This window comes from Streptomyces adustus (assembly GCF_009377175.1).
Taxonomy (GTDB): domain Bacteria; phylum Actinomycetota; class Actinomycetes; order Streptomycetales; family Streptomycetaceae; genus Streptomyces; species Streptomyces adustus.
In genome coordinates, this window is sequence record NZ_VJZD01000071.1 from 1 (window position 1) to 25,060 (window position 25,060).

24 protein-coding genes are annotated in these 25,060 nt (G+C 70.5%); 11 read left to right on the forward strand and 13 right to left on the reverse strand.

Annotated features, from left to right (window positions below; translation table 11 throughout):
- The 6 genes from FNH09_RS19145 to FNH09_RS19165 form a co-directional block, all read left to right on the forward strand.
- A partial coding sequence (locus FNH09_RS19145) for a diflavin oxidoreductase (RefSeq protein ID WP_420802760.1) occupies positions 1 to 1,148 on the forward strand: 1,148 nt, incomplete at its 5' end.
- Between the two features lie 259 nt (positions 1,149 to 1,407).
- Positions 1,408 to 2,820 carry a dihydrolipoyl dehydrogenase gene (gene lpdA / locus FNH09_RS19150; RefSeq protein ID WP_152889541.1) on the forward strand — a complete coding sequence of 471 codons (1,413 nt, stop codon included), beginning with the start codon at positions 1,408 to 1,410 and terminating at the stop codon, positions 2,818 to 2,820.
- 171 nt (positions 2,821 to 2,991) lie between these two features.
- Complete coding sequence (locus tag FNH09_RS19155; RefSeq protein WP_162468791.1) at positions 2,992 to 4,413, forward strand: hypothetical protein; 1,422 nt, start codon at positions 2,992 to 2,994, stop codon at positions 4,411 to 4,413.
- Positions 4,410 to 4,931: a DUF7144 family membrane protein gene (locus tag FNH09_RS47090; protein ID WP_202919702.1), complete on the forward strand. Its 522-nt coding sequence runs from the start codon at positions 4,410 to 4,412 to the stop codon at positions 4,929 to 4,931. The genes FNH09_RS19155 and FNH09_RS47090 overlap by 4 nt, the downstream gene beginning before the upstream one ends.
- Before the next feature lie 124 nt (positions 4,932 to 5,055).
- Positions 5,056 to 6,525, forward strand: coding sequence for an AlkA N-terminal domain-containing protein (locus FNH09_RS19160; RefSeq protein WP_152889592.1), 1,470 nt, complete (start codon positions 5,056 to 5,058; stop codon positions 6,523 to 6,525).
- Between the two features lie 11 nt (positions 6,526 to 6,536).
- Positions 6,537 to 7,028 (forward strand): methylated-DNA--[protein]-cysteine S-methyltransferase, encoded by a 492-nt coding sequence (locus FNH09_RS19165; protein WP_152889543.1) that lies wholly within the window; start codon positions 6,537 to 6,539, stop codon positions 7,026 to 7,028.
- Here FNH09_RS19165 and FNH09_RS19170 read toward each other — a convergent pair.
- A complete protein-coding gene (locus FNH09_RS19170; RefSeq protein ID WP_152889545.1) occupies positions 7,025 to 7,765 on the reverse strand; it encodes an SIR2 family NAD-dependent protein deacylase in 741 nt (246 codons plus the stop codon). The two genes, FNH09_RS19165 and FNH09_RS19170, sit on opposite strands and share 4 nt — an antisense overlap.
- A gap of 128 nt (positions 7,766 to 7,893) precedes the next feature.
- On the opposite strand from FNH09_RS19170, the gene FNH09_RS19175 reads away from it, so the two are divergent.
- Complete coding sequence (locus tag FNH09_RS19175) at positions 7,894 to 8,793, forward strand: phosphotransferase family protein (protein WP_152889547.1); 900 nt, start codon at positions 7,894 to 7,896, stop codon at positions 8,791 to 8,793.
- A gap of 199 nt (positions 8,794 to 8,992) precedes the next feature.
- Here the strand turns inward: FNH09_RS19175 and FNH09_RS19180 are convergent, their stop codons facing one another.
- Positions 8,993 to 9,295: a hypothetical protein gene (locus FNH09_RS19180; protein ID WP_152889549.1), complete on the reverse strand. Its 303-nt coding sequence runs from the start codon at positions 9,293 to 9,295 to the stop codon at positions 8,993 to 8,995.
- A gap of 145 nt (positions 9,296 to 9,440) precedes the next feature.
- Here FNH09_RS19180 and FNH09_RS19185 point away from each other — a divergent pair, with 145 nt between their 5' ends.
- From FNH09_RS19185 to FNH09_RS19195, 3 genes are all read left to right on the forward strand, one after another.
- A complete protein-coding gene (locus FNH09_RS19185) occupies positions 9,441 to 10,034 on the forward strand; it encodes a DUF4291 domain-containing protein (protein WP_152889551.1) in 594 nt (197 codons plus the stop codon).
- A 103-nt stretch (positions 10,035 to 10,137) separates the two neighbouring features.
- Positions 10,138 to 10,644: a DinB family protein gene (locus tag FNH09_RS19190; protein WP_152889553.1), complete on the forward strand. Its 507-nt coding sequence runs from the start codon at positions 10,138 to 10,140 to the stop codon at positions 10,642 to 10,644.
- Between the two features lie 335 nt (positions 10,645 to 10,979).
- Entirely contained in the window at positions 10,980 to 11,960 is a 981-nt protein-coding gene (locus FNH09_RS19195) for a hypothetical protein (protein WP_162468792.1), read from the forward strand.
- Between the two features lie 73 nt (positions 11,961 to 12,033).
- Here the strand turns inward: FNH09_RS19195 and FNH09_RS19200 are convergent, their stop codons facing one another.
- The 3 genes from FNH09_RS19200 to FNH09_RS19210 all read right to left on the reverse strand — a co-directional run bounded on the left by FNH09_RS19200 (position 12,034) and on the right by FNH09_RS19210 (position 14,608).
- Positions 12,034 to 12,339 (reverse strand): DUF1905 domain-containing protein, encoded by a 306-nt coding sequence (locus tag FNH09_RS19200; protein WP_152889557.1) that lies wholly within the window; start codon positions 12,337 to 12,339, stop codon positions 12,034 to 12,036.
- Between the two features lie 62 nt (positions 12,340 to 12,401).
- The gene (locus FNH09_RS19205; RefSeq protein ID WP_152889558.1) at positions 12,402 to 13,487 is read right to left on the reverse strand and encodes a hypothetical protein; all 1,086 of its coding nucleotides are present in this window, start codon (positions 13,485 to 13,487) and stop codon (positions 12,402 to 12,404) included.
- A 47-nt stretch (positions 13,488 to 13,534) separates the two neighbouring features.
- Positions 13,535 to 14,608, reverse strand: coding sequence for an ADP-ribosylglycohydrolase family protein (locus FNH09_RS19210; RefSeq protein ID WP_152889560.1), 1,074 nt, complete (start codon positions 14,606 to 14,608; stop codon positions 13,535 to 13,537).
- A 215-nt stretch (positions 14,609 to 14,823) separates the two neighbouring features.
- Between FNH09_RS19210 and FNH09_RS19215 the strand changes: the two genes are divergently transcribed.
- On the forward strand, positions 14,824 to 15,942 hold the full coding sequence (locus tag FNH09_RS19215; protein ID WP_338017615.1) for a glycerate kinase: 1,119 nt from the start codon (positions 14,824 to 14,826) through the stop codon (positions 15,940 to 15,942).
- Positions 15,943 to 16,085: 143 nt separating this feature from the next.
- On the opposite strand, the gene pssA is transcribed toward FNH09_RS19215, so the two are convergent.
- The 8 genes from pssA to FNH09_RS19255 form a co-directional block, all read right to left on the reverse strand.
- Positions 16,086 to 16,904, reverse strand: coding sequence for a CDP-diacylglycerol--serine O-phosphatidyltransferase (pssA, locus tag FNH09_RS19220; protein ID WP_162468798.1), 819 nt, complete (start codon positions 16,902 to 16,904; stop codon positions 16,086 to 16,088).
- 22 nt (positions 16,905 to 16,926) lie between these two features.
- Complete coding sequence (locus FNH09_RS19225) at positions 16,927 to 17,574, reverse strand: phosphatidylserine decarboxylase (RefSeq protein ID WP_152889562.1); 648 nt, start codon at positions 17,572 to 17,574, stop codon at positions 16,927 to 16,929.
- Positions 17,575 to 17,744: 170 nt separating this feature from the next.
- Complete coding sequence (locus FNH09_RS19230; RefSeq protein ID WP_152889564.1) at positions 17,745 to 18,950, reverse strand: acyl-CoA dehydrogenase family protein; 1,206 nt, start codon at positions 18,948 to 18,950, stop codon at positions 17,745 to 17,747.
- Positions 18,951 to 18,952: 2 nt separating this feature from the next.
- Positions 18,953 to 19,465, reverse strand: coding sequence for a MaoC family dehydratase (locus FNH09_RS19235; protein ID WP_152889566.1), 513 nt, complete (start codon positions 19,463 to 19,465; stop codon positions 18,953 to 18,955).
- A gap of 5 nt (positions 19,466 to 19,470) precedes the next feature.
- A complete protein-coding gene (locus FNH09_RS19240; RefSeq protein WP_152889568.1) occupies positions 19,471 to 20,436 on the reverse strand; it encodes an HpcH/HpaI aldolase/citrate lyase family protein in 966 nt (321 codons plus the stop codon).
- Positions 20,433 to 22,460: a protein meaA gene (locus tag FNH09_RS19245; protein WP_152889570.1), complete on the reverse strand. Its 2,028-nt coding sequence runs from the start codon at positions 22,458 to 22,460 to the stop codon at positions 20,433 to 20,435. The genes FNH09_RS19240 and FNH09_RS19245 overlap by 4 nt, the downstream gene beginning before the upstream one ends.
- Positions 22,461 to 22,469: 9 nt before the next feature.
- Positions 22,470 to 23,813, reverse strand: a complete 1,344-nt coding sequence (ccrA, locus tag FNH09_RS19250) for a crotonyl-CoA carboxylase/reductase (RefSeq protein WP_162468793.1) — start codon at positions 23,811 to 23,813, stop codon at positions 22,470 to 22,472.
- A 411-nt stretch (positions 23,814 to 24,224) separates the two neighbouring features.
- A complete protein-coding gene (locus FNH09_RS19255; RefSeq protein WP_202919703.1) occupies positions 24,225 to 25,058 on the reverse strand; it encodes a TetR family transcriptional regulator in 834 nt (277 codons plus the stop codon).
- Positions 25,059 to 25,060 lie beyond the last annotated feature (2 nt).

Here is a 25,060-nt window from a genome sequence, read left to right on the forward strand (position 1 = left end):
CGGCCCGTCTCACCGGCAACCGCCTGCTGAGCCGCCCGGGTTCGGACAAGGAGGTGCGCCGCTTCACCTTCGACACCCGCGACAGCGAGACCCCGCTCGTCTACGAGACGGGCGACGCCCTCGGCGTCCGCCCGCTCAACTCGCCTGCCCTGGTGCGGGAGTGGCTGACCGTCACCGGCCTGGAAGGCGCCGGGTCCGGCCCGGACGACGCGCCCGGCGCACCCGCCGGGGACATCGGCGTGCACCTCGACGGCCTGGGCGAGACGCCCCTCGGCGAGGCCCTGCTGCGGCATCTGGACATCACCCGCATCACTCCGGACCTGCTCCGCTTCGTCGCCGAACGCGCCCGCGACCCACGGGAGTTGAAGCGGCTGCTGCGCCCGGACAACAAGGGCGAGCTGGCGAAGTGGTCCTGGGGCAGGCAAGCCGTGGACGTGGTCGCCGAGTTCGGCGTCCGGGCCGGGGCGCAGGAGTGGGCCGGGGTCCTCGGCCGGCTGCAACCACGCCTGTACTCCATCTCCTCCAGTCCGCTCACCGACCCGCACCTGGTCTCCCTGACGGTTTCCGTCGTCCGGTACGAGAACCTGCACGGCCGCGCCCGCCACGGCGTCTGCTCCCCGTTCCTCGCCGACGCCGGGCCCGGCACCCCGGTGCCGGTCCACGTCCAGCGCGCACCGCACTTCCGCCCGCCCGCCGATTCCGGCACCCCCGCCGTGATGATCGGCCCCGGCACCGGTGTCGCGCCCTTCATCGGCTTCCTGGAGGAGCGCCGAGCGGTCGGTCACCGGGCCCCCAACTGGCTCTTCTTCGGCGAGCAGCATCGCGCCACCGACTTCTACTACGAGGAGGAGCTGGCCGCCTTCCGGGCCGACGGCACCCTCACCCGCCTGGACACCGCCTTCTCCCGCGACCAGCGGGCCAAGGTCTATGTGCAGGACCGGATGCGCGAGCACGGCCCCCAGCTGTGGTCCTGGCTCCAGGACGGCGCCCGCTTCTACGTCTGCGGCGACGCCTCGCGCATGGCGAAGGACGTCGACCAGGCCCTGCGGGACATCGCCGCCGTGCACGGCGGACTCGGCGAGGCCGAGGCGGCCGCCTACGTCAAGCAACTCGCCGCCGACAAGCGCTACGTCCGAGACGTCTACTGACCGCCCGGTCCGCCCCGGCCCGCCGGCCTCACCCGGTTCGCCGCGCGCGCCCCCGTCCGGCCCCGGCCGCCCGCCGACCGGCTCGAACCGATTCGCTCACGCGGCGCGCCGCCGGACCGTGTGGCGGGAACGAGGCCGGGACGGAACAATCCGTGAGGCGCAGGGGCTGACCTCACCGCCCGCTCCGGCCGACGTGCCGTTCCGGCGACGGTACGACGGGCAGTACGAAAAGACCCAAGAGACCGAAAAGGAATTCGTCATGGTCGAGCAGGACGATCGCTTCGACGTCGTGGTCCTCGGCGCGGGCCCCGGCGGCTATGTCGCCGCGGTGCGCGCCGCCCAGCTGGGCAAGCGCGTCGCCGTCGTCGAGGAGAAGTACTGGGGCGGCGTCTGCCTCAACGTGGGCTGCATCCCCACCAAGGCCCTGCTGCGCAACGCCGAACTCGCGCACATCGTCACCCGCGAGGCCAAGACCTTCGGCATCAAGGTCGACGGCGAGGTCTCCTTCGACTACGGCGAGGCGTTCCGGCGCAGCCGCCGGGTCGCGGACGGCCGGGTCAAGGGCGTGCACTACCTGATGAAGAAGAACAAGATCACCGAGCTCGACGGCCGCGGCACCTTCCTCGACCCGCACACCCTCCAGGTCGCCGGGTACGACGGCGAGGTCCGTACGATCGGCTTCGATCACTGCATCATCGCCACCGGCGCCACACCCCGGCTGCTCCCCGGCACCCGCCGCACGTCCCGGGTGGTCACGTACGAGGAGCAGATCCTCGCCGAGGACCTGCCGCAGTCGATCGTCATCGCGGGCGCCGGGGCCATCGGCATCGAGTTCGCCTACGTCCTGCACAACTACGGCGTGAAGGTGACGGTCGTCGAGTTCCTGGACCGCGTCGCGCCCCTGGAGGACGTCGAGGTCTCGGCCGAACTCGCCAAGCAGTACCGCAAGCTGGGCATCGGCGTGCTCACCTCGACCCGGGTCGAGTCGATCGACGAGTCGGGCCCGCAGGTCCGGGTCACGGTCACCGGCAAGGACGGCACCCAGCAGATCCTGGAGGCCGACAAGGTCCTCCAGGCGATCGGTTTCGCGCCCAACGTCACCGGCTACGGCCTGGAGAACACCGGGGTGCGCGTCACCGAGCGCGGTGCCATCGACGTGGACGGCCGCTGCCGTACCTCCGTGCCGCACATCTACGCCATCGGCGACGTCACCGCCAAGCTGATGCTCGCGCACGCCGCCGAGGCGATGGGCGTGATCGCCGCCGAGACCCTCGCGGACGCGGAGACCATGGAACTGGACTACGTGATGATCCCGCGGGCCACCTACTGCCAGCCGCAGATCGCCAGCTTCGGCTACACCGAGGCGCAGGCCCGCGAACTGGGCCACGACGTGAAGGTGGCCAAGTTCCCCTTCACCGCGAACGGCAAGTCGCACGGCCTCGGCGACACCACCGGCTTCGTGAAGCTGATCAGCGACGCGAAGTACGGCGAGCTGCTCGGCGGTCACCTCATCGGCCCCGACGTGACCGAGCTGCTGCCCGAGCTGACCCTGGCCCAGCAGTGGGACCTCACCGTCCACGAGGTCGCCCGCAACGTGCACGCCCACCCGACCCTCGGAGAGGCGGTCAAGGAGGCGGTGCACGGCCTGGCCGGACACATGATCAATATGTGAGCCCCGACCCCACGGCCCACTTCGCGACCCGTTCCACGACCACCCCACGCCCCACTCCCCGGCCCGGCGGGCCCGTTCACCCGGACGGCCCGCAGGGCTCGCCGCCGCCGCACGGGCGGGATCTCCTGGCATCCACCGGACTCGCAGCACCGATGGATGAGGGAGGCCGCCATGCCGGACAGCCCCACGCCCGGCCCGGACGCGTCCGACCGGGGTGGATCCGACCGGGACGGGTCCGGCCCGGACGTCTCCCATGCCGAACTGGCGAAGCTGCGCTCGCGGATCGCGGCGCTGGAGGCGGGGCGAACCGCCCCGCGCCCGGCGCACCACCGGACGCGCGCGTTCGTCGCCACCGTGCTCGTCGTCCTCGGCTGTCTGCTCGCCCCGCTCGGTGTGCTCGCCGCCTGGACCTCCAGCGTCGTCGGCGACACGGACCGCTATGTGCAGACGGTCGCGCCGCTCGCCTCCGACCCCGACGTCCAGAACGCCGTGGCCAACCGGGTCACCGACGCCGTGATGCAGCACCTCGACCTGGCCGCACTGCTGCAAGGGGCGGCTCCGGCCCAACGGCCCCTGCTGGAGAAGGCCCTGGGCAAACTGGGCAACTCCCTGGAGGGCGCGGTCAGCAGCTTCGTACACGACAAGGCGAAGGCGGTCGCCGCCTCCGACGTCTTCGCCCGGATCTGGACCGAGGCCAACCGCAAGGTCCACAGCAGTCTGGACAAGGCGCTGACGGGCAGCGGCGGCGGCGCGGTGAAGCTGGAGAACGACGCGGTCACCATCGACCTCGCCCCGGTCGTGGACCAGGTCAAGACCCGCCTGGTCGACTCGGGCATGACGGTCGCGGGGAACATCCCCGAGATCCACACCAACATCACCGTCGTCCAGTCCAAGGACATCGGCAAGGTCAAGACGTACTTCCGGCTGCTCCAGATCGCCGGTGACTGGCTGCCCGTCCTCGCGGTGCTGCTGGCCGTGGCGGGCGTCCTGCTCGCCACCCACCGCCGCCGCACCCTGATCGTCGCGGCACTCTGCTTCGGGTTCGCCACGCTCCTGCTGGGCGTCGCGCTGAGCGTCTTCCGGGTCGTGTACCTGGACCGCCTGCCGAGCGGTGTCTCGCAGCCCGCCGCGGCGTCCGTGTACGACGTGCTCACCCGCTTCCTGCACACCTCGGTCCGCGCGGTGGTCGCCGTGTGCGTGGTGCTCGCCGTCGCCGCCTGGCTGACCGGACCCCAGCGTCACGCCGGTCTCGTACGGCAGCTGTGGCACTCCGGCATCGGCGCGGCCCGCACCACCGCCGACCGCGCGGGGATGCGTACGGGGCCGGTCGGGCCGTTCGTGCACCGCTTCCGCACCTGGATCACCTGGATCCTGGTCGCCGCGGCGGTCCTGGCGTACGTCCTGTGGTCGTATCCGACCGGCTGGGTCGTCATCGGCCTCGCCCTCGCCCTGCTCTTCGCGCTGTGCGTCGTCGACTTCCTCGACGAGACCGACGCGGGGCGGGCACCCGCCGACGGGGGACCGCCCGCCGGTGGGGGACCGCCGTTCGACGGGGGACCGCATCAGGGGGGACCCGAGAGGACGACCGCATGAGCCAGGACGCAGCCCACCCCACCGGCGACCCGGGCGGCGATCCGGGCGCAGGCCCGGCCCGCGGCCCCGGCGGCGCCCGGCCCGACGACATCGGCACCGCCTGGAACCGCCCGCCGGGCGGCACCGCCGAGGCGCGGGAGCGGGACAGCTGGGTCAGCGGCGGCGTCACTTTCGCCGGCGTCCTGATGCTGTGCAGCGGTGTGCTGTCCGCCCTCCAGGGCATCTCGGCGATCGCCCGGGACGACGTCTTCGTCCGTACCGGCGCCTACGCCTACGCGCTGGACCTCACCGGCTGGGGCTGGATCCACCTGATCATCGGAGTGCTGCTGGCCGTCACCGGCGGGGGCCTGCTCAAGGGGATGGCCTGGGCCAGGATCGCGGGCATCTGCTTCGCCGCGCTCAGTCTCGTCGCCCAGTTCCTGTTCCTGCCGTACGCGGTGTTCTGGCCCATCACCATGATCGCGATCGACCTGTTCGTGATCTGGGCGCTGCTCTCCCGCCAGGAGGGTGCGGGCTGACCGCACCGCACCTCCCGGGCCGCCCGGCGATCCGCGGACGTCCTGCACAGCCGACGCTGATGTCGGATTCCCGCCAGCCCCGACCCGTTCCGTGCCGGATGCTGGACACATGCCGAACAACGGGATGCACACCGACCGGGCACGCTGTGTACGCGCCGTCCAGTCCAAGGACGCGCGCTTCGACGGCTGGTTCTTCACCGCCGTCGTCACCACCCGCATCTACTGCCGGCCCAGCTGCCCGGCCGTGCCGCCCAAGCCCGAGAACATGACCTTCTATCCGAGCGCGGCCGCCTGCCAGCAGGCCGGCTTCCGGGCCTGCAAGCGCTGCCGCCCCGACACCAGCCCCGGGTCCCCGCAGTGGAACCAGCGCGCCGACCTGGTCGCCCGCGCCATGCGGCTCATCGCCGACGGCGTCGTGGACCGCGAGGGCGTACCGGGCCTGGCCGCAAGGCTCGGCTACAGCTCCCGCCAGGTCGAACGCCAACTGCTCGCCGAACTGGGCGCAGGACCGCTCGCCCTCGCCCGCGCGCAGCGCGCCCAGACCGCCCGGCTGCTGATCGAGACGACCGCGCTGCCCATGGCTGAGATCGCCTTCGCCGCGGGCTTCTCGTCCATCCGCACCTTCAACGACACCGTCCGCGAGGTCTTCGCGCTCGCCCCGAGCGAACTGCGTGCCCGCCGCCCGAGGACGCCGGCCGCCCTGACCCCCGGTGTCCTCACCCTGCGCCTGCCGTTCCGCGCCCCGCTCAACCCCGACAACCTCTTCGGCCACCTGGCGGCGACGGCCGTACCGGGGGTGGAGGAGTGGCGGGACGGCGCCTACCGGCGCACACTGCGGCTGCCGTACGGGCACGGCATCGTGGGGCTGACCCCGCGGCCCGACCACATCGCCTGCCGCCTCACCCTCAGCGATCTGCGCGACCTGCCGGTGGCCATCAGCCGCTGCCGCCGCATGCTCGACCTGGACGCCGACCCGGTCGCGGTCGACGACCATCTGCGCACCGACCCGGTCCTCGCGCCCCTCGTGGACAAGGCCCCGGGGCGGCGGGTCCCCCGTACCGTCGACGAGGCGGAGTTCGCCGTACGGGCCGTGCTCGGCCAGCAGGTCTCCACGGCCGCCGCCCGCACCCACGCGGCCCGGCTGGTCCTCGCGCACGGCGAACCGGTCGAGGACCCCGAAGGCGGCCTCACCCATCTGTTCCCGTCACCCGAGGCGCTGGCCGGCCTCGACCCCGAGACGCTGGCGATGCCCCGCACCCGCCGTACGACCTTCACCACCCTCGTCACCGCACTCGCCGAGGAGTCGATCCACCTGGGCATGGAGAGCGACTGGCAGGAGACCCGGGAACGCCTGCTGGCCCTGCCCGGCTTCGGCCCCTGGACGGTCGACGTCATCGCCATGCGCGCCCTGGGCGACCCCGACGCCTTCCTCCCCACCGACCTCGGAATCCGCCGCGCCGCAAAGGAGTTGGGCCTGCCCTCGACCTCCGCGGCACTGACCGCCCGCGCGGCGGCCTGGCGCCCCTGGCGGGCCTACGCGGTCCAGTACCTCTGGGCGACGGACAGCCACCCGATCAACTTCCTGCCCGTTTAAGGACATCCACCATGAACCCCGTCCGGCACCACACCGTCATCGACAGCCCGTACGGCCCCCTCACGCTCGTCGCCGACGACGGCGTGCTGAGCGGCCTCTACATGACCGAGCAGCGCCACCGCCCGCCCGAGGAGTCCTTCGGCACCCACGACGCCACCGCCTTCGGCGAAGCCGAGGAACAGCTGGAGGCCTACTTCTCCGGCGAGTTGAAGCAGTTCACCCTCGAACTGCGCCTGTCCGGCACGCCGTTCCAGCAGACCGTCTGGGACCAGCTGCGCGCCATCCCGTACGGCGAGACCCGCACCTACGGCGAACTGGCCGACGCCCTCGGCAACCCCAAGGCCTCCCGCGCGGTGGGCCTGGCCAACGGCAAGAACCCCGTCGGCATCATCGTCCCCTGCCACCGTGTCATCGGCGCGAGCGGCAGCCTCACCGGCTACGGCGGCGGCCTGGACCGCAAACAGCGCCTGCTGGACTTCGAACGCGGAACAGCCCTGTTCTAGGCCTGGTTGTCCGCGCCGGCCAGCCCGCGCAACAGCGCGGGCAGCGCCGTCCCGATCGGCTCCCGTACGACCTCGTCGGCGATCTCGTCGTACGGCGTCGGCTCGGCGTTGACGATGATCAGCCGTGCCCCGTGCTCCGCGGCGACCCCCGCGAGCCCGGCGGCGGGCTGGACCTGGAGGCTGGTGCCCACGGCGATGAACACCTGGCAGGCCTTGGTGATGGCGAGCGCGTCACCGAGCACGACCGGGTCGAGGCGCTCGCCGAACATCACGGTTGCCGACTTGAGGATCCCGCCGCACTCCAGGCACGGCGGGTCGTCCTCGCCCGCCTCGACCCGTGCCAGGGTGTCCTCCATGGGCCCGCGCGCATGACACTTCGTGCACACGAACTTCCGTGCGGTGCCGTGCAGTTCGACGACCTTGCGGGCGGGCAGCCCGGCGAGCTGATGCAGCCCGTCCACGTTCTGCGTGATCACCCGCACCGGCACCCCGGCCCGCTCCAGCTCGGCGACGGCGAGGTGGGCCGCGTTCGGCTCGGCCGTCAGCGCCCGGTTCCCACGCCGCATCTGCCACGACCGCCGCCGGATCTCCGGATCACCCATGTAGTACTCGTAGGTCACCAGCTTCTCGGCCTCGGGGTCCCGCCGCCACAGTCCGTTGGGACCGCGATAGTCGGGGATCCCGGAATCCGTGGAGACACCGGCCCCGCTGAGAAGGGCGACGAGGGGCTTGTTCATGGGCCCGAGGGTAGGACGCTTCCCACCTCGGGGCGAATGGATATCCGAGCGGCCCGCGCCGTCCGGCGACCGCGCGGCCAGCCGTTGACCACCGCCGGTCTCAGGCGATCGATCGATAGGGTCCGCACATGACCAGTCGCAGCCGCGACCGCGTCGCCGATGTCCGCAACGTCGTGGTCACGCACCTGCGCGACTACCGGATCGAGTCCGTCGTGCCGCTCGGTGAGGGCCTGGACAACCTGGCGTACGAGATCAACGGCGAGCTGATCGTGCGCTTCAGCAAGGAGCCCGACCCGGCGAGGCGGACCGCCCTGGTGGGCCGCGAGGCCCGCGTCCTCGCCGCCGTCGCCGACATCTCACCGCTGCCCGTCCCCGAACCGACGTTCACGGACGCGGAACAGGGATGCATGGCCTACCGCAAGCTCCCCGGTGCGCCCCTGTTGGACCTGCCGCGGCACCGGCGAGCGGTCCACGCCACGTCGATCGCCGCCACGCTCGGCGAGCTGCTCACCGCGCTGCATGCCGTTCCGGTCGATCGGCTCGCCGACCTGGTGGACACGGACCACCAGCCGCCGGCCGAGTGGCGGGACGAGGCCGTGGAGCACTACACGGCGGTGGCCGGGCGGGTACCGGCGGCGCACCGCAGACGCGTCGAGGCGTTCTTGGACGCCGCACCACCGAGCGACGGATGCACCTCGACGTTCTCCCACAACGATCTGGGGATCGAACACGTTCTCGTCGACCCGGTCACCTGGACGGTGACCGGCGTCATCGACTGGAGCGATGCAGCCGTCGTCGATCCGGCCCACGACTTCGGGCTGCTCTACCGCGACCTCGGCCCAGCCGCCGCCCGCGCCGCCATCAACAGCTATCGAACCGAATCCGACGACCTCGCGGCGCTCGGCGAGCGCGCCGTGTTCTACGCCAGGTGCAGCGTCTTCGAGGACCTCGCCCACGGCATCGAGACGGAACAGGACAAGTACGTCGACAAGAGCCTCGCCGCGATGGAATGGCTGTTCCCGCCATGACCGCCGCACGGTCTGCCCCGACTCCATCGGATTCGACCGGCCGCCGGAAAGCCCGCGACGATCGCGGTGATCATCTTGAGCAGAATGGTCGGCCGGTGCGGGGTGCGGGGTGCGGTAGCGGACCAGGGCGTGAATCCCGTGGGCGAGCGGGGTCACGCCGCGGATTACGAGATCGCGCCCGGCGGCTGGAATCTCGGGCTCATGAGTCGAACCAGCGGTACCAGATGGGCGCGTCCGTCCACGCCTGCCCGCTCCGGTGGGCGGCGCGGCGGTGTTCGGGGGACGTCGGCGGTTCCTCGCGGGCGAGCCAGTCGAGGTACCACTCGGCGAAACTCGCGGGTCGGCGGGCATCGTTCAACAGGGGGTTCAGACGATCGCAGGTCGCGCGTCCGTCGAACCACATGGTCCCTCGCATGGGCCCGCTCATCACCAGGAGCGTGTAGAAGCCGCAGCCGTCGTCGTGGAGAAAGGCGGCCCCGCAGACCCGAGCGTCTTCGGCCACGCTGCCTCGCCTCCGTTCCGACTCCGGACGCCACTTGGCCCGCACGGGCGACCGCCTGCTGCCTGGGTCCGGCGTGCGCCGTCGGATCGAGCGGCCGGTCGAAATTCGGTGGTCGCCCGGGCCGACCCGGCCCACGCTGTACGCCATGGAAGAACCGCACCGTGAGATCCGCGCGCTCCACACGGCGTCCACGATCACCGTCTACCAGGCGTACCGCCCTGAGATCGGACTGCCCGCCATCCGAGACGGCCGCTTTCCGGCCGCGTGGAAGCCTGGCCGCATGACGTGGATCAAGCCCAGTTTCATGTGGATGATGTACCGCTCCGGCTGGGGCACGAAGGAGGGCCAGGAGACCGTCCTCGCCGTCGAGATCACTCGCGACGGCTTCGACTGGGCGCTGCGTCATGCCTGCCTGTCGAGTTACGTCCGCGGACTGCATCCCGATCGGGGCACCTGGCAGCGTGACCTCAAGCGCGCACCGGCCCGTGTGCAGTGGGATCCCGAACGCGACCTGCACCTACGCCCCCTGCCCTACCGCTCGCTGCAACTGGGGCTCTCCGGCGAGGCATCGTCGCGTTACGCGGACGAGTGGATCGTGTCCATCGGCGACGTGACCCCGCTCGCCCACGAGATCCACGGACTCGTCAAGGACGGCCGACCGGACGCAGCCACCCGACTGCTCCCACAGGAACAGGGATACCCCGCCGGTGCAGAACTCCTGGCCCACCTGAGCCCCTGACCGGCGATCCGGGCTCAACCAGGGCCTGTCCGGGGGAACATGCCGGGCGGTCCGTCGGTAAATACCTCGACAGCGGGTGCGGTGGTTGGGGATGCTTCGCGCGATGACCAGAATCGACGACACGCCGCCCGCATGGGACGAGCGCACCCAGCTCACCACGTTCCTCGACTACGCACGGGGCATCGCCCGCGCCAAGTGCGACGGCGTCTCCGCGGAGAACGCCCGCAAGGCGCTCCTGCCGGGCTCACCGCTGATGACCATGAGCGGAGTGATCAACCACCTCCGCTGGGTCGAGTACTACTGGTTCCAGGTGGTCTTCCTCGGCGAGGAGGACCGGGCCCCCATGACGGATGAGGATCCCGATCGCGAGATGCGTATCGCCGTCGACTTCCCGCTCACGCAGTTGCTCGACGAGTACGCCGAACACAGCGCCCGCTACCGCGAACTGGTCGCCGGGAACGACCTGGACAAGCGGGCCGAGAGGACCATCCGCAACGGCCTCCACGTCGACCTGCGCTGGATCCTCCTCCACCTCACCGAGGAGACGGCCCGCCACAACGGCCACCTGGACATACTGCGCGAGATGCTCGACGGCACGACCGGCAACTAGATCCGGCGGAGATCGCGGAGTCCCACTCGAAGATCATTTCGCCGGCGAAGCCTCAGTGGGTGCGAGCAACGCCGGGCTCAGCCCCAGGTCTTGCCCGCCGGTTCCTTGATGGTGCGGTTGATCCGGTTGAAAGGCAAGCCGAACTCGCGGGACTGCAGCGCCTGTTCGGCAGTGTTCGTGCGCGGCACAACCCTTTCGCGGGGTTATGAGTCTTCGTTCCGCGATCACGTTGTGATCGCGTCGACGAGGAGACCATCATCATCGCCATACGCAAGACCCTGACCGCCGGCGCAGTCGTCGGTGTCGTCCTGGCAGGTTCGGCCGCCTGCGGCACCGTGGAGCAGCTCTCCGCCGGGCAGAAGCTCGACCATGCCTTCGAGGAGCTCGGCAAGGAGAAGTCGATCTCCTTCGAGCTCGACCTCGACACCGACGCGCAGAGTCTGAAGGCGCTGGACGCCTCGTCGGACCCGGAGCCCGGTGAGGAGATGTCCGACGACATCGCCGAACTGTTCAGTGGCGTGAAGGCCAATGTCACCTTGCAGTCGAAGAAGCCGATCGCGGAGTCCGGGGAGAAGGACTACGTCGGCATGTCACTGAAGATCGGCAACAAGGACGGCGATCTCACCGAGTACCGGGTCGTCGGTGACTACACCTACATCCGCTCCGACGTGGACGCCGTCGGCAAGGCGATGGGCTTTCCCGCACCGTCGGCGAAGGACCTGCCGCCGGGGGCGGACGGGCTCAAGAAGGTGCTCCAGGGCCAGTGGGTGAAGATCAACACCAAGGAGTTCGAGAAGGGCACCGCCGACATGGGAGCGGTGCCGGGTGCGAAGCCCGCGCCGGAGCCCACCCTCGATGCCAAGACGCAGCAGCGGCTGCTGGAGGCACTGCGCGGGACCATCGCCCGCGAGGTCGACTTCAGGACGGTCGACGGCAAGGACGGTGCCGAGCGCATCACCGCCACCGCTCCGTTCCGCACGCTGATCACCAAGCTTTTCGGCGAGATCCGTCCGCTCGCGAAGAACTTGCCGATGGGCATGGAACTGCCCACGGACAAGGATCTCAAGGACGCGCCGAACGCCAAGGTCGCGGCCGACTTCACACTCAAGAACGGCGAGCTGACCGAGGTCTCCGTCGACCTCGCCGAGCTGGCCGAGAACGCGAAGGTGAAGAAGCTGGGCCTGGTGGTGCGGATGGTCGACGGGCAGACACCCACGGCTCCGGCCGGCGCCACCGAGATGGGCGTCGACGAGCTCCTGGGCGGGTTCGGCGCCGCGATGATGGACCAGGAGGCCTTTTCCGAGGACGCGGCGTAGGCGAGGGTCTGCGAGCGAGGCTCGGGATGGATCACCGAGCCGTGTGCACGGACCCCACCCGGCGGCCGCGAATCTAGCCGGACCGGGGTCCGTGGAGGCGGACCGTCATCTCGACCGTCACGTCGTCTCCCGCCGTGAGGCCGCTCGGCTTGCGGACGGCCGCTTTGAGAGGCAGCAGGTAGCCGCCGTCCCTGGGGAAGAGCGACGTCGCGAATTCGACCTCTCCGACCCGGGCCTCGACCGGGATCACGCCCCAGCCGTAGGTGGCCATCGCGGCCACCTCGCGGATGTCGGCGGACTCCTCGTCCGGCACCCGTACGAAGTAGTACGGCGCCGGGCCGCGCCATTCGATCACCCGGCCGGAAAAGACGAACTCCATGCGGTCGGTCTCCATTCCCGAGAGCGGTCAGGACTCGCGACGGGCCCGGCAGGCACTCCCGGTCAGGAAGTCTGACGGATCCCGTCGCCGGGCGACGTGCGGGCGAACCAGGTCCGTGTCTCGTCCGAGGTCAGGACGCGGGTCAGCTCGGCCGTTCCCGGGAGAAGCGGGAAGAACCGGTCGGCGTTCCAACTGCGCCGGTACGTCGGCTCGTCGAGCACGAGCAGGCGGCGCCCCTCCACCACGGGGATGTCGTCGGGCAGCCCCTCGTTCCAGATCCGCTCGCCGTCCGGGGCGAGGAGTTCGAAGGCTCCGGTCGCGATGGTCCGGGTGCGTCCTCGGGCGGGCTCCGGGTCCGTGGCCAGGCGGACGCTCTCCGCCGACGGCGCATCGCCGGGTATGTGGCCGCCGCCCACGAGGACATGGGCGAGCAGCGTGTGCAACTGGAAGTTGATCCCGATACCGCCGATGCGCACCTCGAACCCGGTCCCCGTGGGCCTGTGCAGCACCACAAGGGGCTCGTCGTCCAGCACCGCCAGCGCATGGGCCAGGCATTTGAGGTCGTGCCGTGCCAGGGCCGACAGCTCGCGGCAGGCCGGAAGGAGCGCGGACGCGTGCCGTCGGCGTACCTCGGCACTGCGGCAGAGAACGGCCAGCGCGGGCGGCTGCCACGACTCGATCGAGCACCAGGCCAGCGCCAGCCGCGTGGCCTCGTACGCCTCGCCGCCGAGGCGGGCCAACAGCGCGTCGTCGATGATCTTCTTGTCCGGCTCCGGCAGTTCGTCGTCGGCCGCGCCGGCGGCGGACCAACGGCGCGCGAACTCCAGTGCGTCGACCAGGTCTTGGTGGACGCCATCGAGAATCGGCTCGGCGCAGGCAACCGGATCGGCCCCGCGTTCGACGCAGAGACCTGCCGCCGTCGCCAGCAGCGGCCGCGGGCCGGTCGGCGGGAAGGCCGGGAGCAGCGCCGCCAACCGGACCCCCGCGGGCACACGTTCGGCGTCCGACGCCGACTGCACACCGTTGATCACGGCCGTGAAGGCACGGCCGGTGCGGTCGCCGTCGCGAGCGGCGACGGCTTCCTCGAGCTCGGACACCGTGGCGGCGAGGTTCGAAGCCTTCCGCTTCCTCCTGAAGATCACCGGCATACCTTAGGCCCCACGTCCCTCCCGCGTCATCGGACCGGGCGGCCGGATCAAGGGGACACTTCGGCCAGCCGGACCGTCCGGTCCGCGAGGTCGGTGATCCGGACGCCGTCGAAGCCGAAGACCGCGCTGCGGACCGTGTCGCGCAGCGGGTCCTTCCACCGGGCGGGAATGGAGTCCGCCCCGGTCAGCACACCCGCCACCGAGCCCGCCGTCGCGCCGTTGGAGTCGGTGTCCAGGCCGCCGCGCACGGTCAGCGCGACGGTCCGGGTGAAATCGCCCTCCCCGTACAGCAGCCCGGCGGTCAGGACGGCGGCGTTCGGGACGGTGTGGATCCAGCCGAGGCCCGCGGTCTCCTCGGACAGCGTGGCGAGGGTGTCCTCCCAGCCCAGCCGGGCCTCGTGCAGCGAGGTCGCCCGGCGCACGGTACGGGCCAGCCGGCTGCTCGCCGGGATCACCGTCAGCGCGGTGTCCACGGCGTGCCGCACGGTGGGCGCCGTGAACGCCGCCGCGATCAGGGCCGCCGCCCACATCGCCCCGTACACCCCGTTGCCGGTGTGCGACAGCACCGCGTCCCGGCGCGCCAGCGCGGCCGCGCGCTGCGGGGCGCCCGGGCAGGTCCAGCCGTAGATGTCGGCACGGATCAGCGCACCGATCCACTCCTGGTACGGGTTGTCGTACGTCGCCGTCACCGGCGGCCTGAGGCCGTTCGCGAGGTTGCGGTACGCGGCCCGCTCGGCGGTGAACGTCTGGTGGTACGGCAGCCGCAGCAGCCACAGGTCGCCGACCTGCTCGGTGCTGAAGCCGAAACCGTGGGTCTCCAGCAGGTCGAGGCCGAGGATCGCGTAGTCGACGTCGTCGTCACGGCAGCTGCCGTCGATGCGGCCGCGGACACAGCTGCGCCACTCGGGGCGCAGCCGCGCCGCGTCGTCCTCGCTCGCCGGCTCGGGGAGGTAGTCGGTGAGCGGCAGGGCGTCGGCCCGCCGCAGATAGCCGTCGATACGGTCGCGCGTCCACTGGTCGCCCTGCTCGACCGGCTTGCCGAGCATGTTGCCCGCGATCCGGCCCAGCCAGCCGCCGAGGACGCGGTCGGCGAGCCGCGGCGCATTGCCCACAGAGGTCATGGCTTCGGTCTACCCGATTCCGGGGACCGCCGCTCGGCCGCGCGCGGCGTCCGGCACAGCGGGCTGCCAGGGGATTCCCAGGGTTCGGGCGGGGCATGACGGCGGGCGTGCGCTGCGGTTAAGGTCGCAACGGCGCGACTGGCCCCGACGTGCACGGGCCCGGAGAGCAAGGGGAGTTCGGCGTGGTGGACGCAAGCGTGGACAACACCCGGCGGGTGCTTGTCGCCGCGGACAAGTTCAAGGGGTCGCTGACGGCCGTGGAGGTCGCCGAGCGGGTGACGGCCGGGCTGCGCCGGGTCGTGCCGGACCTGCGGGTCGAGGCACTGCCCGTGGCCGACGGCGGCGACGGCACCGTGGCCGCGGCGGTCGCCGCCGGGTTCGAGCGGCGGGAGATCCGGGTCGCGGGCCCCCTCGGGCAGGAGGTGACGGCCGCGTTCGCGCTGCGCGGCGACACCGCGGTCGTGGAGATGGCGGAGGCGAGCGGGCTGCAACGACTGCCCGCGGGCGTCTTCGCCCCGCTCACGGCATCGACGTACGGCTCCGGGGAACTGCTGCGCGGCGCGCTGGACGCGGGAGCGCGGACGATCGTGTTCGGGGTCGGCGGGAGCGCCACCACCGACGGGGGCGCCGGGATGCTGTCCGCGCTCGGCGCGCGCTTCCTGGACGAGGAGGGCGAGCCGGTGTCGCCCGGCGGCGGTGGGCTCGGCGGCCTGGCGCGGGCGGACCTGTCGGGTCTGGACCCGCGGCTGGACTCGGTGGAGCTGGTGCTCGCCAGCGACGTCGACAACCCGCTCACCGGCCCGAAGGGTGCGCCCGCGGTCTACGGTCCGCAGAAGGGGGCCTCGCCGGACGACGTGGAGGCGCTCGACGCCGCGCTGACCCACTACGCGAAGGTGCTGGAGGCGGCGGTCGGTGCGCGCGCCGCCGAGCACGCGGCGGCGCCCGGGGCGGGGGCGGCGGGCGGTGTCGGCTACGGCGCGCTGCTGCTCGGCGCGCGCTTCAGGCCCGGCATCGAGGTGATGCTCGACGTCCTCGGCTTCGCGCCCGCGCTGGAGCGGGCCGACCTGGTGATCACCGGTGAGGGTTCGCTGGACGAGCAGACCCTGCACGGCAAGGCGCCGGCCGGTGTCGCTGCGGCCGCCCGCGCGGCGGGCAAGGAGGTCGTCGCCGTGTGCGGCCGGCTCGCGCTGCCGCCCGAGGCGCTCGGCCGGGCCGGGATCCGGCGGGCGTACCCGCTCACGGAGATCGAGCCCGACATCGCCACCTGCATCTCCGAGGCGGGCCCGATCCTGGAACGCCTGGCAGCCCGGATCGCCACCGACTTCCTGACCTGATACCCCCGGTGGTCGTCTGCGGCCGGTGGGGCTCATTCGCGCAGTTCCCCGCGCCCCTGAAGGGGCGCGCAGAACACAGAGAGAGGGGCCCCGGGTCGGAGAACCCGGGGCCCCTCTCTCGTCCAGCCGAACCCGGCGGAGCGCTACGGCAGCTGCGCCGCCCGCGCCTCGCGCCGGTTGTCGCGGAAGTTGTTCACCCGGCGGGCCGTGGCGAACAGCGGGATGACCGCGCCCATGACCAGCTGGAGCGCACAGCCCGTCTGGAGCAGCATCTGGCCGCCGGGGGCGTCGAAGGCCCAGGCCGCCAGCAGGCCCATGCTGAGCACGATCCAGACGAGCACCGCCCCGGCGAGCCGGCCGCGCGGCTTCGGGTACTCGACCCGGCTGACCATCAGCCAGGCGGTGCCCAGGATCGCCAGCAGCGTGGCCACGAAGGGGAGCTCCAGCAGGACGATCGAGACGACCGTCAGCGCGCCGAAGGGGCTCGGCATGCCCTGGAACATGCCGTTCTTGACCGTCACGCAGGAGAACCTGGCGAGCCGCAGGACGACCGCCAGCAGCACCACGATCGCACCCACCGCCGCCACGCGCTGGTACGCGTCGTCCGCGACCATGCCGTAGACGAGGACGAAGTAGGCCGGCGCCAGGCCGAAGCTGATCAGGTCGGAGAGGTTGTCCAGCTCCGCGCCCATCGGGGAGGAGCGCAGCTTCCGCGCCACCAGGCCGTCGAAGAGGTCGAAGACCGCCGCGCACAGCATCAGGATGACGGCGGTGGCCGCGCTGTGGCGGGCCATGCCGGATTCCTGGCTGCCGGTGAGGTGCGGGATCAGGATGCCGGTGGTGGTGAAGTACACCGCCATGAAGCCGCACGTGGCGTTGCCGAGCGTCAGCGTGTCCGCTATCGACAGGCGGAGAGAAAGAGGCATCTCCTCCTCGTCGTCCACCTCGTCGGCCTCGGGCACCCAGCCTGCCTGGGTCTCCGGATCAATCACGGTCAATGCGAGTCACCCCAGCCACGGTCTTCTGACCGACCTCGACCGCGACCTCCACGCCCTCGGGCAGGTAGATGTCGACACGCGAGCCGAAGCGGATCAGGCCAATCCGGTCGCCCTGCTCGACCTTCGTGCCCTGCGGGATGTAGGGCACGATGCGGCGGGCGACGGCGCCGGCGATCTGGATCATCTCGATGTCACCGAGTTCGGTGTCGAAATGCCAGACCACGCGCTCGTTGTTCTCGCTCTCCTTGTTGAACGCCGGAACGAACCCGCCGGGGATGTGCTCGACCGACGTCACGGTCCCGGCCAGCGGCGCACGGTTCACGTGGACGTTGAGCGGGCTCATGAAGATGGCGACGCGGGTCCGGCCGTCCTTCCACGGCATGATGCTCTGCACCACACCGTCGGCGGGCGAGATGACCCGGCCCTGCGTGATCTCGCGCTCCGGGTCACGGAAGAACCACAGCATGCCCGCGGCGAGCGCGGTCGCGGGCACGGCGACGGCCTTGGCGGCACCGGAGCGGCGCGCGCGGGCCAGGCTGAGGGCGGCGGTGGCGACGGTCGGGAGAAGCCACGGCGATGCTCCGCGCGCGAGGCGGACCCGGCCGCGAGGTGCAGAGGACTGGCTGTGGGGCATGGATGACCTTCGTAGCGGATGATGCCGCGCTATATCAGGGGACGGCGGCTTTCCGGCGATCGTAGCGGCTAAGAGCCGCAACTGGGTAAGTCGGGAACCTTAGTCGACGGCTGGAGACCGATGACGGGGTGTGATCTTCTTCTCTAAGAAAACACCCCGTAGCCGGACAATCAGCCCTGGATTCGGTACTCTTCGAGCAATCTGCGCCCAATGATCATTTTCTGGATCTCGGCGGTACCTTCGCCGATCAGCAGCATCGGGGCCTCACGGTAGAGGCGCTCGATCTCGTACTCCTTGGAGAAGCCGTAGCCGCCGTGGATCCGGAAGGCGTCCTCGACGACCTCCTTGCAGTACTCGGAGGCGAGGTACTTCGCCATCCCTGCTTCGAGGTCGTTTCGCTCCCCGGAGTCCTTTTTGCGTGCTGCGTTCACCATCATGGCATGGGCGGCCTCGACCTTGGTAGCCATCTCGGCGAGCTTGAACTGGATCGCCTGGTGCTGGGCGATCGCCTTGCCGAAAGTGTGACGCTGCTGGGCGTACTGGACACCGAGCTCGAAGGCGCGCTGGGCGACGCCGCAGCCACGCGCCGCCACGTTGACGCGGCCGACCTCCACGCCGTCCATCATTTGGTAAAAACCTCGCCCGGTGACCCCGCCGAGCACTCGATCCGCGGAGATCCGCAGGTCATCCATGATCAGCTCGGTGGTGTCGACCCCCTTGTACCCCATCTTGTCGATCTTCCCGGGGATGGTCAGACCGGGACGGACCTCGCCGAAGCCGGGCTCCTTCTCCACGAGGAACGTCGTCATCGACTTGTGCGGGGCCGTGCCCTCGGGGTGTCCTTCGTCACTTCGCACCAGAACGGCCACGAGGGACGACGTGCCGCCGTTCGTCAGCCACATCTTCTGGCCGTTGAGGACGTACTCGTCGCCGTCCTTGACCGCCTTCGACGAGATCGCCGAGACGTCCGAGCCGAGGGCCGGCTCCGACATCGAGAAGGCGCCGCGGATGTCACCGGCCGCCATGCGCGGCAGGAAGTGGTCCTTCTGCTCCTGCGTGCCGTGCTGCTTGAGCATGTACGCCACGATGAAGTGCGTGTTGATGATGCCGGAGACCGACATCCAGCCGCGGGCGATCTCCTCGACGCACAGGGCGTAGGTGAGGAGGGACTCGCCGAGGCCGCCGTACTCCTCGGGGATCATCAGGCCGAAGAGGCCCAGCTCCTTCAGGCCGTCGACGATCTGCTGCGGGTACTCGTCGCGGTGCTCCAGCTCGGTGGCGACCGGGATGATCTCCTTGTCCACGAAGTCGCGGACGGTGGAGAGGATCTCCTGCTGGATGTCGGTCAGACCGGCGGTCTGGGCGAGTCGCGCCATCTCTACTTCTCCTGCTGCTTGAGCTCCGGGCGCCCGGGCTGCTCGCCGCCGCGCTCCTTGATGTACGTCTCGGTCGGCACCATCACCTTGCGGCGGAACACGCACACGAGCGTGCCGTCCTGCTTGTAGCCCTTGGTCTCCACGTGGACGATGCCGCGGTCCGACTTGGACCGGGAGGGCGTCTTGTCGAGGACCGTGGTCTCGCCGTAGATGGTGTCGCCGTGGAAGGTCGGCGCCACGTGCTTGAGCGACTCGATCTCCAGGTTGGCGATCGCCTTGCCCGAGACGTCCGGGACGGACATGCCGAGCAGCAGCGAGTAGATGTAGTTGCCCACGACGACGTTCTTGCCGAAGTCGGTCGTGTTCTCCGCATAGTTGGTGTCCATGTGGAGGGGGTGGTGGTTCATGGTGAGGAGGCAGAACAGGTGGTCGTCGTACTCCGTGACCGTCTTTCCGGGCCAGTGCTTGTACGTCGCCCCGACCTCGAACTCCTCGTAGGTCCGTCCGAACTGCATCGCGCTCAGGCCTCCGGGATCTCGAACTTGGTGGTGCGCTGCATACCGGCGGCGCGGCCCTTGCCGGAGATGACCAGGGCCATCTTGCGGCTGGCCTCGTCGATCATCTCGTCGCCGAGCATCGCCGAGCCCTTCTTGCCGCCCGCCTCGGACGTGTAGTAGTCGTACGCGTCCAGGATCAGCTCGGCGTGGTCGAAGTCCTCCTGCGAGGGCGAGAAGATCTCGTTCGACGCCTCGACCTGGCCCGGGTGCAGCACCCACTTGCCGTCGAAGCCGAGCGCGGCGGCCCGGCCGGCGACCTCGCGGTAGCCCTCGACGTTGCGGATCTGGAGGTAGGGGCCGTCGATCGCCTGGAGGTTGTTGGCGCGGGCGGCCATCAGGATCTTCATCAGGATGTAGTGGTAGGCGTCCGCCGGGTAGCCGGGCGGCTGCTCACCGACGACCAGCGACTTCATGTTGATCGACGCCATGAAGTCGGCCGGGCCGAAGATGATCGTCTCCACGCGCTGGGAGGCGGTGGCGATCTCGTTGACGTTGTTCAGGCCCTGGGCGTTCTCGATCTGCGCCTCGATGCCGATCTTGCCGACCTCGAAGCCCATCGTCTTCTCGATCTGCGTCAGCAGCAGATCAAGCGCCACCACCTGCTGGGCCGTCTGGACCTTCGGCAGCATGATGCAGTCGAGGTTCTGGCCCGCGCCCTCGACGACCGTGACGACATCGCGGTACGTCCACTCGGTCGTCCAGTCGTTGACGCGCACGACCCGCGTCTTGCCGGTCCAGTCGCCCTCGTTGAGGAACTTCACGATGGTGTGCCGCGCCTCGGGCTTGGCGAGCGGCGCGCACGCGTCCTCCAGGTCCAGGAAGACCTGGTCGGCCGGGAGGCCCTGCGCCTTCTCCAGGAAGCGCGGGTTGCTCCCCGGGACCGCGAGGCAGGAGCGCCGCGGACGCAGACGGTTGACGGGCGTGGTCATGCGGGGACCTCCAGGGGGTCGAGCTTGTTCGCTTTCCGGATCTCGTCGACGATACGGCCGATGATCCCGGTGATGTCGAAGTCCTTCGGGGTGAAGACCGCGGCCACTCCGGCGGCCCTGAGCTGCTCGGCGTCGGCGTTCGGGATGATCCCGCCCGCGATCACCGGGATGTCGGCCGCGCCGGCCTCGCGCAGCCGCTCCAGCACGTCCGGGACGAGCTGGGCGTGCGAGCCGGAGAGGATGGACAGGCCGACCGCGTGCACGTCCTCGGCGAGGGCGGCGTCCACGATCTGCTCGGGGGTCAGCCGGATGCCCTGGTAGACCACCTCGAACCCGGCGTCGCGGGCCCGCACGGCGATCTGCTCGGCACCGTTGGAGTGCCCGTCCAGGCCCGGCTTGCCGACCAGGAAGCGGAGCTTTCCGCTGCCCAGCTCCCGGGCGGTGGCGTCCACCTTTCGGCGGACCTCCGCCATGGGCGAGCCCGCCTCGGCGGGGACGGCCACCGGCGCCGAGGAGACACCGGTCGGGGCACGGAACTCCCCGAACACCTCCCGCAGCGCGCCCGCCCACTCGCCGGTGGTGACACCGGCACGGGCGCACTCCAGGGTGGCTTCCATGAGGTTGCCGGTGCCCTTGGCGGCCTCCTTGAGGCGCTCCAGCGCCTTGCAGGGCCGGGGGTGGTTGAAGGGCGGCTGGTAGCGGGTGTCGCGCCACTGCCCGAGCGACTCGACGACCCGCGCCTCGACCGCCGGGTCCACCGTCTGGATCGCCGTGTCCAGGTCGGCGGTCAGCGGGTTGGGCTCGGTCGTCTCGAAGATGTTGACGCCGACGATCTTCTCCTGGCCGGACTCGATCCGGGCCCGGCGCTCGGCGTGCGAGGAGACCAGCTGCGACTTGAGGTAGCCGGACTCGACGGCGGCCATCGCGCCGCCCATCTCCTGGATCCGGTCGATCTCGGCGAGGGAGTCCTCGACGAGCTGGGCGACCTTCGCCTCGATGACGTGCGAGCCCGCGAAGATGTCCTCGTACTCCAGCAGGTCGCTCTCGTGCGCCAGCACCTGCTGGATGCGCAGCGACCACTGCTGGTCCCAGGGCCGGGGCAGGCCCAGCGCTTCGTTCCAGGCCGGCAGCTGCACGGCACGCGCGCGGGCGTCCTTGGAGAGCGTCACGGCCAGCATCTCCAGCACGATCCGCTGGACGTTGTTCTCCGGCTGTGCCTCGGTCAGGCCGAGGGAGTTGACCTGGACGCCGTAGCGGAAGCGGCGCTGCTTGGCGTCCGCGATGCCGTACCGGTCACGGGTGATCTGGTCCCAGATGCGGCCGAACGCCCGCATCTTGCACATCTCCTCGACGAAGCGGACGCCCGCGTTCACGAAGAAGGAGATACGGGCGACGACATCGCCCTTGCGGTCCTCCGGGATCTGGCCGGACGCGAACACCGCGTCCAGCACGGCGATCGCGGTGGACATCGCGTACGCGATCTCCTGGACCGGAGTGGCCCCCGCCTCCTGGAGGTGGTAGCTGCAGATGTTGATCGGGTTCCACTTGGGGATGTGGTTGACCGTGTAGCAGATCATGTCCGTCGTCAGCCGCAGCGACGGCCCCGGCGGGAACACATGGGTGCCCCGCGACAGGTACTCCTTGACGATGTCGTTCTGCGTCGTCCCCTGGAGCTTGGTGACGTCCGCGCCCTGCTCCTCGGCGACGACCTGATAGAGCGCCAGCAGCCACATGGCGGTGGCGTTGATCGTCATCGAGGTGTTCATCTGCTCCAGGGGGATGTCCTGGAACAGCCGGCGCATGTCACCGAGGTGTGCGACGGGCACGCCGACCCGGCCGACCTCGCCGCGGGCGAGGATGTGGTCGGAGTCGTAGCCGGTCTGCGTCGGCAGGTCGAACGCCACCGACAGGCCGGTCTGGCCCTTGGCGAGGTTGCGCCGGTACAGCTCGTTGGACGCCTCGGCCGTGGAGTGACCGGCGTAGGTCCGCATCAACCACGGCCGGTCCTTCTGACGCTCGCTCATGGGTGGACCTCAGATGTTCCGGAAGCGGTTGATGGCGTCGACGTGCTGGGCGCGCAGTTCCTCGTCGCGCACGCCGAGGCCTTCCTCGGGCGCCAGGCAGAGCACGCCGACCTTGCCCTGGTGGAGGTTGCGGTGCACGTCGTAGGCGGCCTGTCCGGTGTCCTCGAGGGAGTAGACCTTGGACAGCGTCGGGTGGATCTTGCCCTTGGCGATGAGGCGGTTGGCCTCCCACGCCTCGCGGTAGTTGGCGAAGTGCGAGCCGATGATCCGCTTCAGCGACATCCACAGGTAGCGGTTGTCGTACTCGTGCATGTAGCCCGAGGTCGAGGCGCAGGTGGTGATGGTGCCGCCCTTGCGGGTGACGAAGACGGACGCGCCGAAGGTCTCGCGGCCGGGGTGCTCGAAGACGATGTCGATGTCCTCGCCGCCGGTGAGCTCGCGGATGCGCTTGCCGAAGCGCTTCCACTCCTTCGGGTCCTGGGTCTGCTCGTCCTTCCAGAACCGGTAGCCCTCGGCGTTGCGGTCGATGACGTTCTCGGCGCCCATGGAGCGGCAGATGTCGGCCTTCTCCGGGCTGGAGACGACACAGATCGGGTTGGCGCCGCCGGCCAGCGCGAACTGCGTCGCGTACGAGCCGAGCCCGCCGCTCGCGCCCCAGATGAGGACGTTGTCGCCCTGCTTCATGCCGGCGCCGTTGCGGGAGACCAGCTGCCGGTAGGCGGTGGAGTTCACCAGGCCCGGGGCGGCGGCCTCCTCCCAGCTGAGGTGGCCGGGCTTGGGCATCAGCTGGTTGGACTTGACGAGCGCGATCTCGGCGAGGCCGCCGAAGTTGGTCTCGAAGCCCCAGATGCGCTGCTCGGGGTCGAGCATCGTGTCGTTGTGGCCGTCCGAGGACTCCAGCTCGACCGACAGGCAGTGCGCGACGACCTCGTCGCCCGGCTTCCAGGCGTTCACGCCGGGGCCGGTGCGCAGGACGACGCCCGCGAGGTCGGAGCCGATGATGTGGTACGGCAGGTCGTGGCGCTTGGTGAGCTCGGAGAGCCGGCCGTAGCGCTCCAGGAACCCGAACGTCGACAGCGGCTCGAAGATCGAGGTCCACACGGAGTTGTAGTTGACCGAGGAGGCCATCACGGCCACCAGGGCCTCGCCCGGGCCCAGCTCCGGCAGCGGCACCTCGTCGAGGTGCAGCGACTTGCGCGGGTCCTTCTCGCGGGTCTGCATGCCCGCGAACATCTCCGTCTCGTCCTTGTGCACGGTCATCGCGCGGTACGACTCGGGCAGCTCGAGAGCGGCGAAGTCGGCCGACGTCGATTCGGGTGACTGGATCGCGTCCAGGATGTCCTTAACGGTCACGGTGTTGCCTCCGGCGGTGAGCGCCCTGAGGGAGGGGCGCTGAGGGTTGCGGCGGTGCTGCTGAGGGTGTGAGGAGTGCCGTCGGTTCGGCGGGGGTGGAGCTTCGGCAGCGCTTTGTGGCGCGGGAGGTTGCCTGTGACGCAGGCGTCCGGGCGCGCGACCAGGTGGTTGCGGGGACAGCCGACGTGCGCATGGTCTCTGCACGCCGGCCGCCCGGACCACTTCAACGTATGACACTGCGTGCCACCGTGCAAGGCACGGGGTGCCAGAACTTCCTCTCAGATGAAATCTTTACGTAACAAATGAGCGATGATCGATCGAACGGGCTCTGAAATCTGGTGGAAAAGTGCCCTGACATGCCAAAACGGCCACCCGGGAGGGTGGCCGTCGTCACAGGGGTCGGTCAGGTGGTCAGCGCTCCCGGAGCGCCTCCTCGATGGTTCGCATGACCTCGTCCAGCGGGGCGTCGGTCCGCGCGACCGTCACCAGGACCTCGCCCTGGTGGGAGACCGCAGCCGGGGCCGCGGCGGGCTTGGGGGCCGTCCCGCGGCCCGCGCCGATCCCCGAACCGAACGTCTTGCGCACGATCGCGAAGGCGTGGTCGAGCTGGGCCTCGACATCGCCCTGGCCGCCGGCCCGCAGCCAGCGCCGCAGGACGTGGTTGTGGGCGGTGACCACGGCGGACGCGGCGACCTCGGCGAGCAGCGGGTCGTCGTTGGCGTCGTCGTCGTGCGCGTGCTCGTCGAAGTGGCCCAGCAGATAGCGGGTGAACAGCCGCTCGTAACGGGCCACCGAGGCGATCTCCGCCTCCCGCAGGGTGGGCACCTCGCGGGTCAGCGTGTAGCGGGCGACCGAGATCTCCGGCCGGGCCGCGTACATCCGCATGACCTCCTTGATGCCCCGGCACACGGTGTCGAGCGGGTGCTCGTGCGCGGGCGCCGCGTTCAGCACCGCCTCGGCGCGCACCAGGGTGTCGTCGTGGTCCGGGAAGATCGCCTCTTCCTTGGAGCGGAAGTGACGGAAGAAGGTGCGGCGGGCGACCCCGGCCGCGGCCGCGATCTCGTCGACCGTGGTCGCCTCGTACCCCTTGGTCGCGAACAGCTCCATCGCGGCGGCCGCCAGTTCGCGGCGCATTTTCAGCCGCTGCGCGGCCGCGCGGCTGCCCGCGGCGCTCTCCGGTGCGTCGGGCGCGGCTGGTGTACGTGAGGACTTGGCGGGCTGGGGCATGCCCCGAACGTACTGCATGT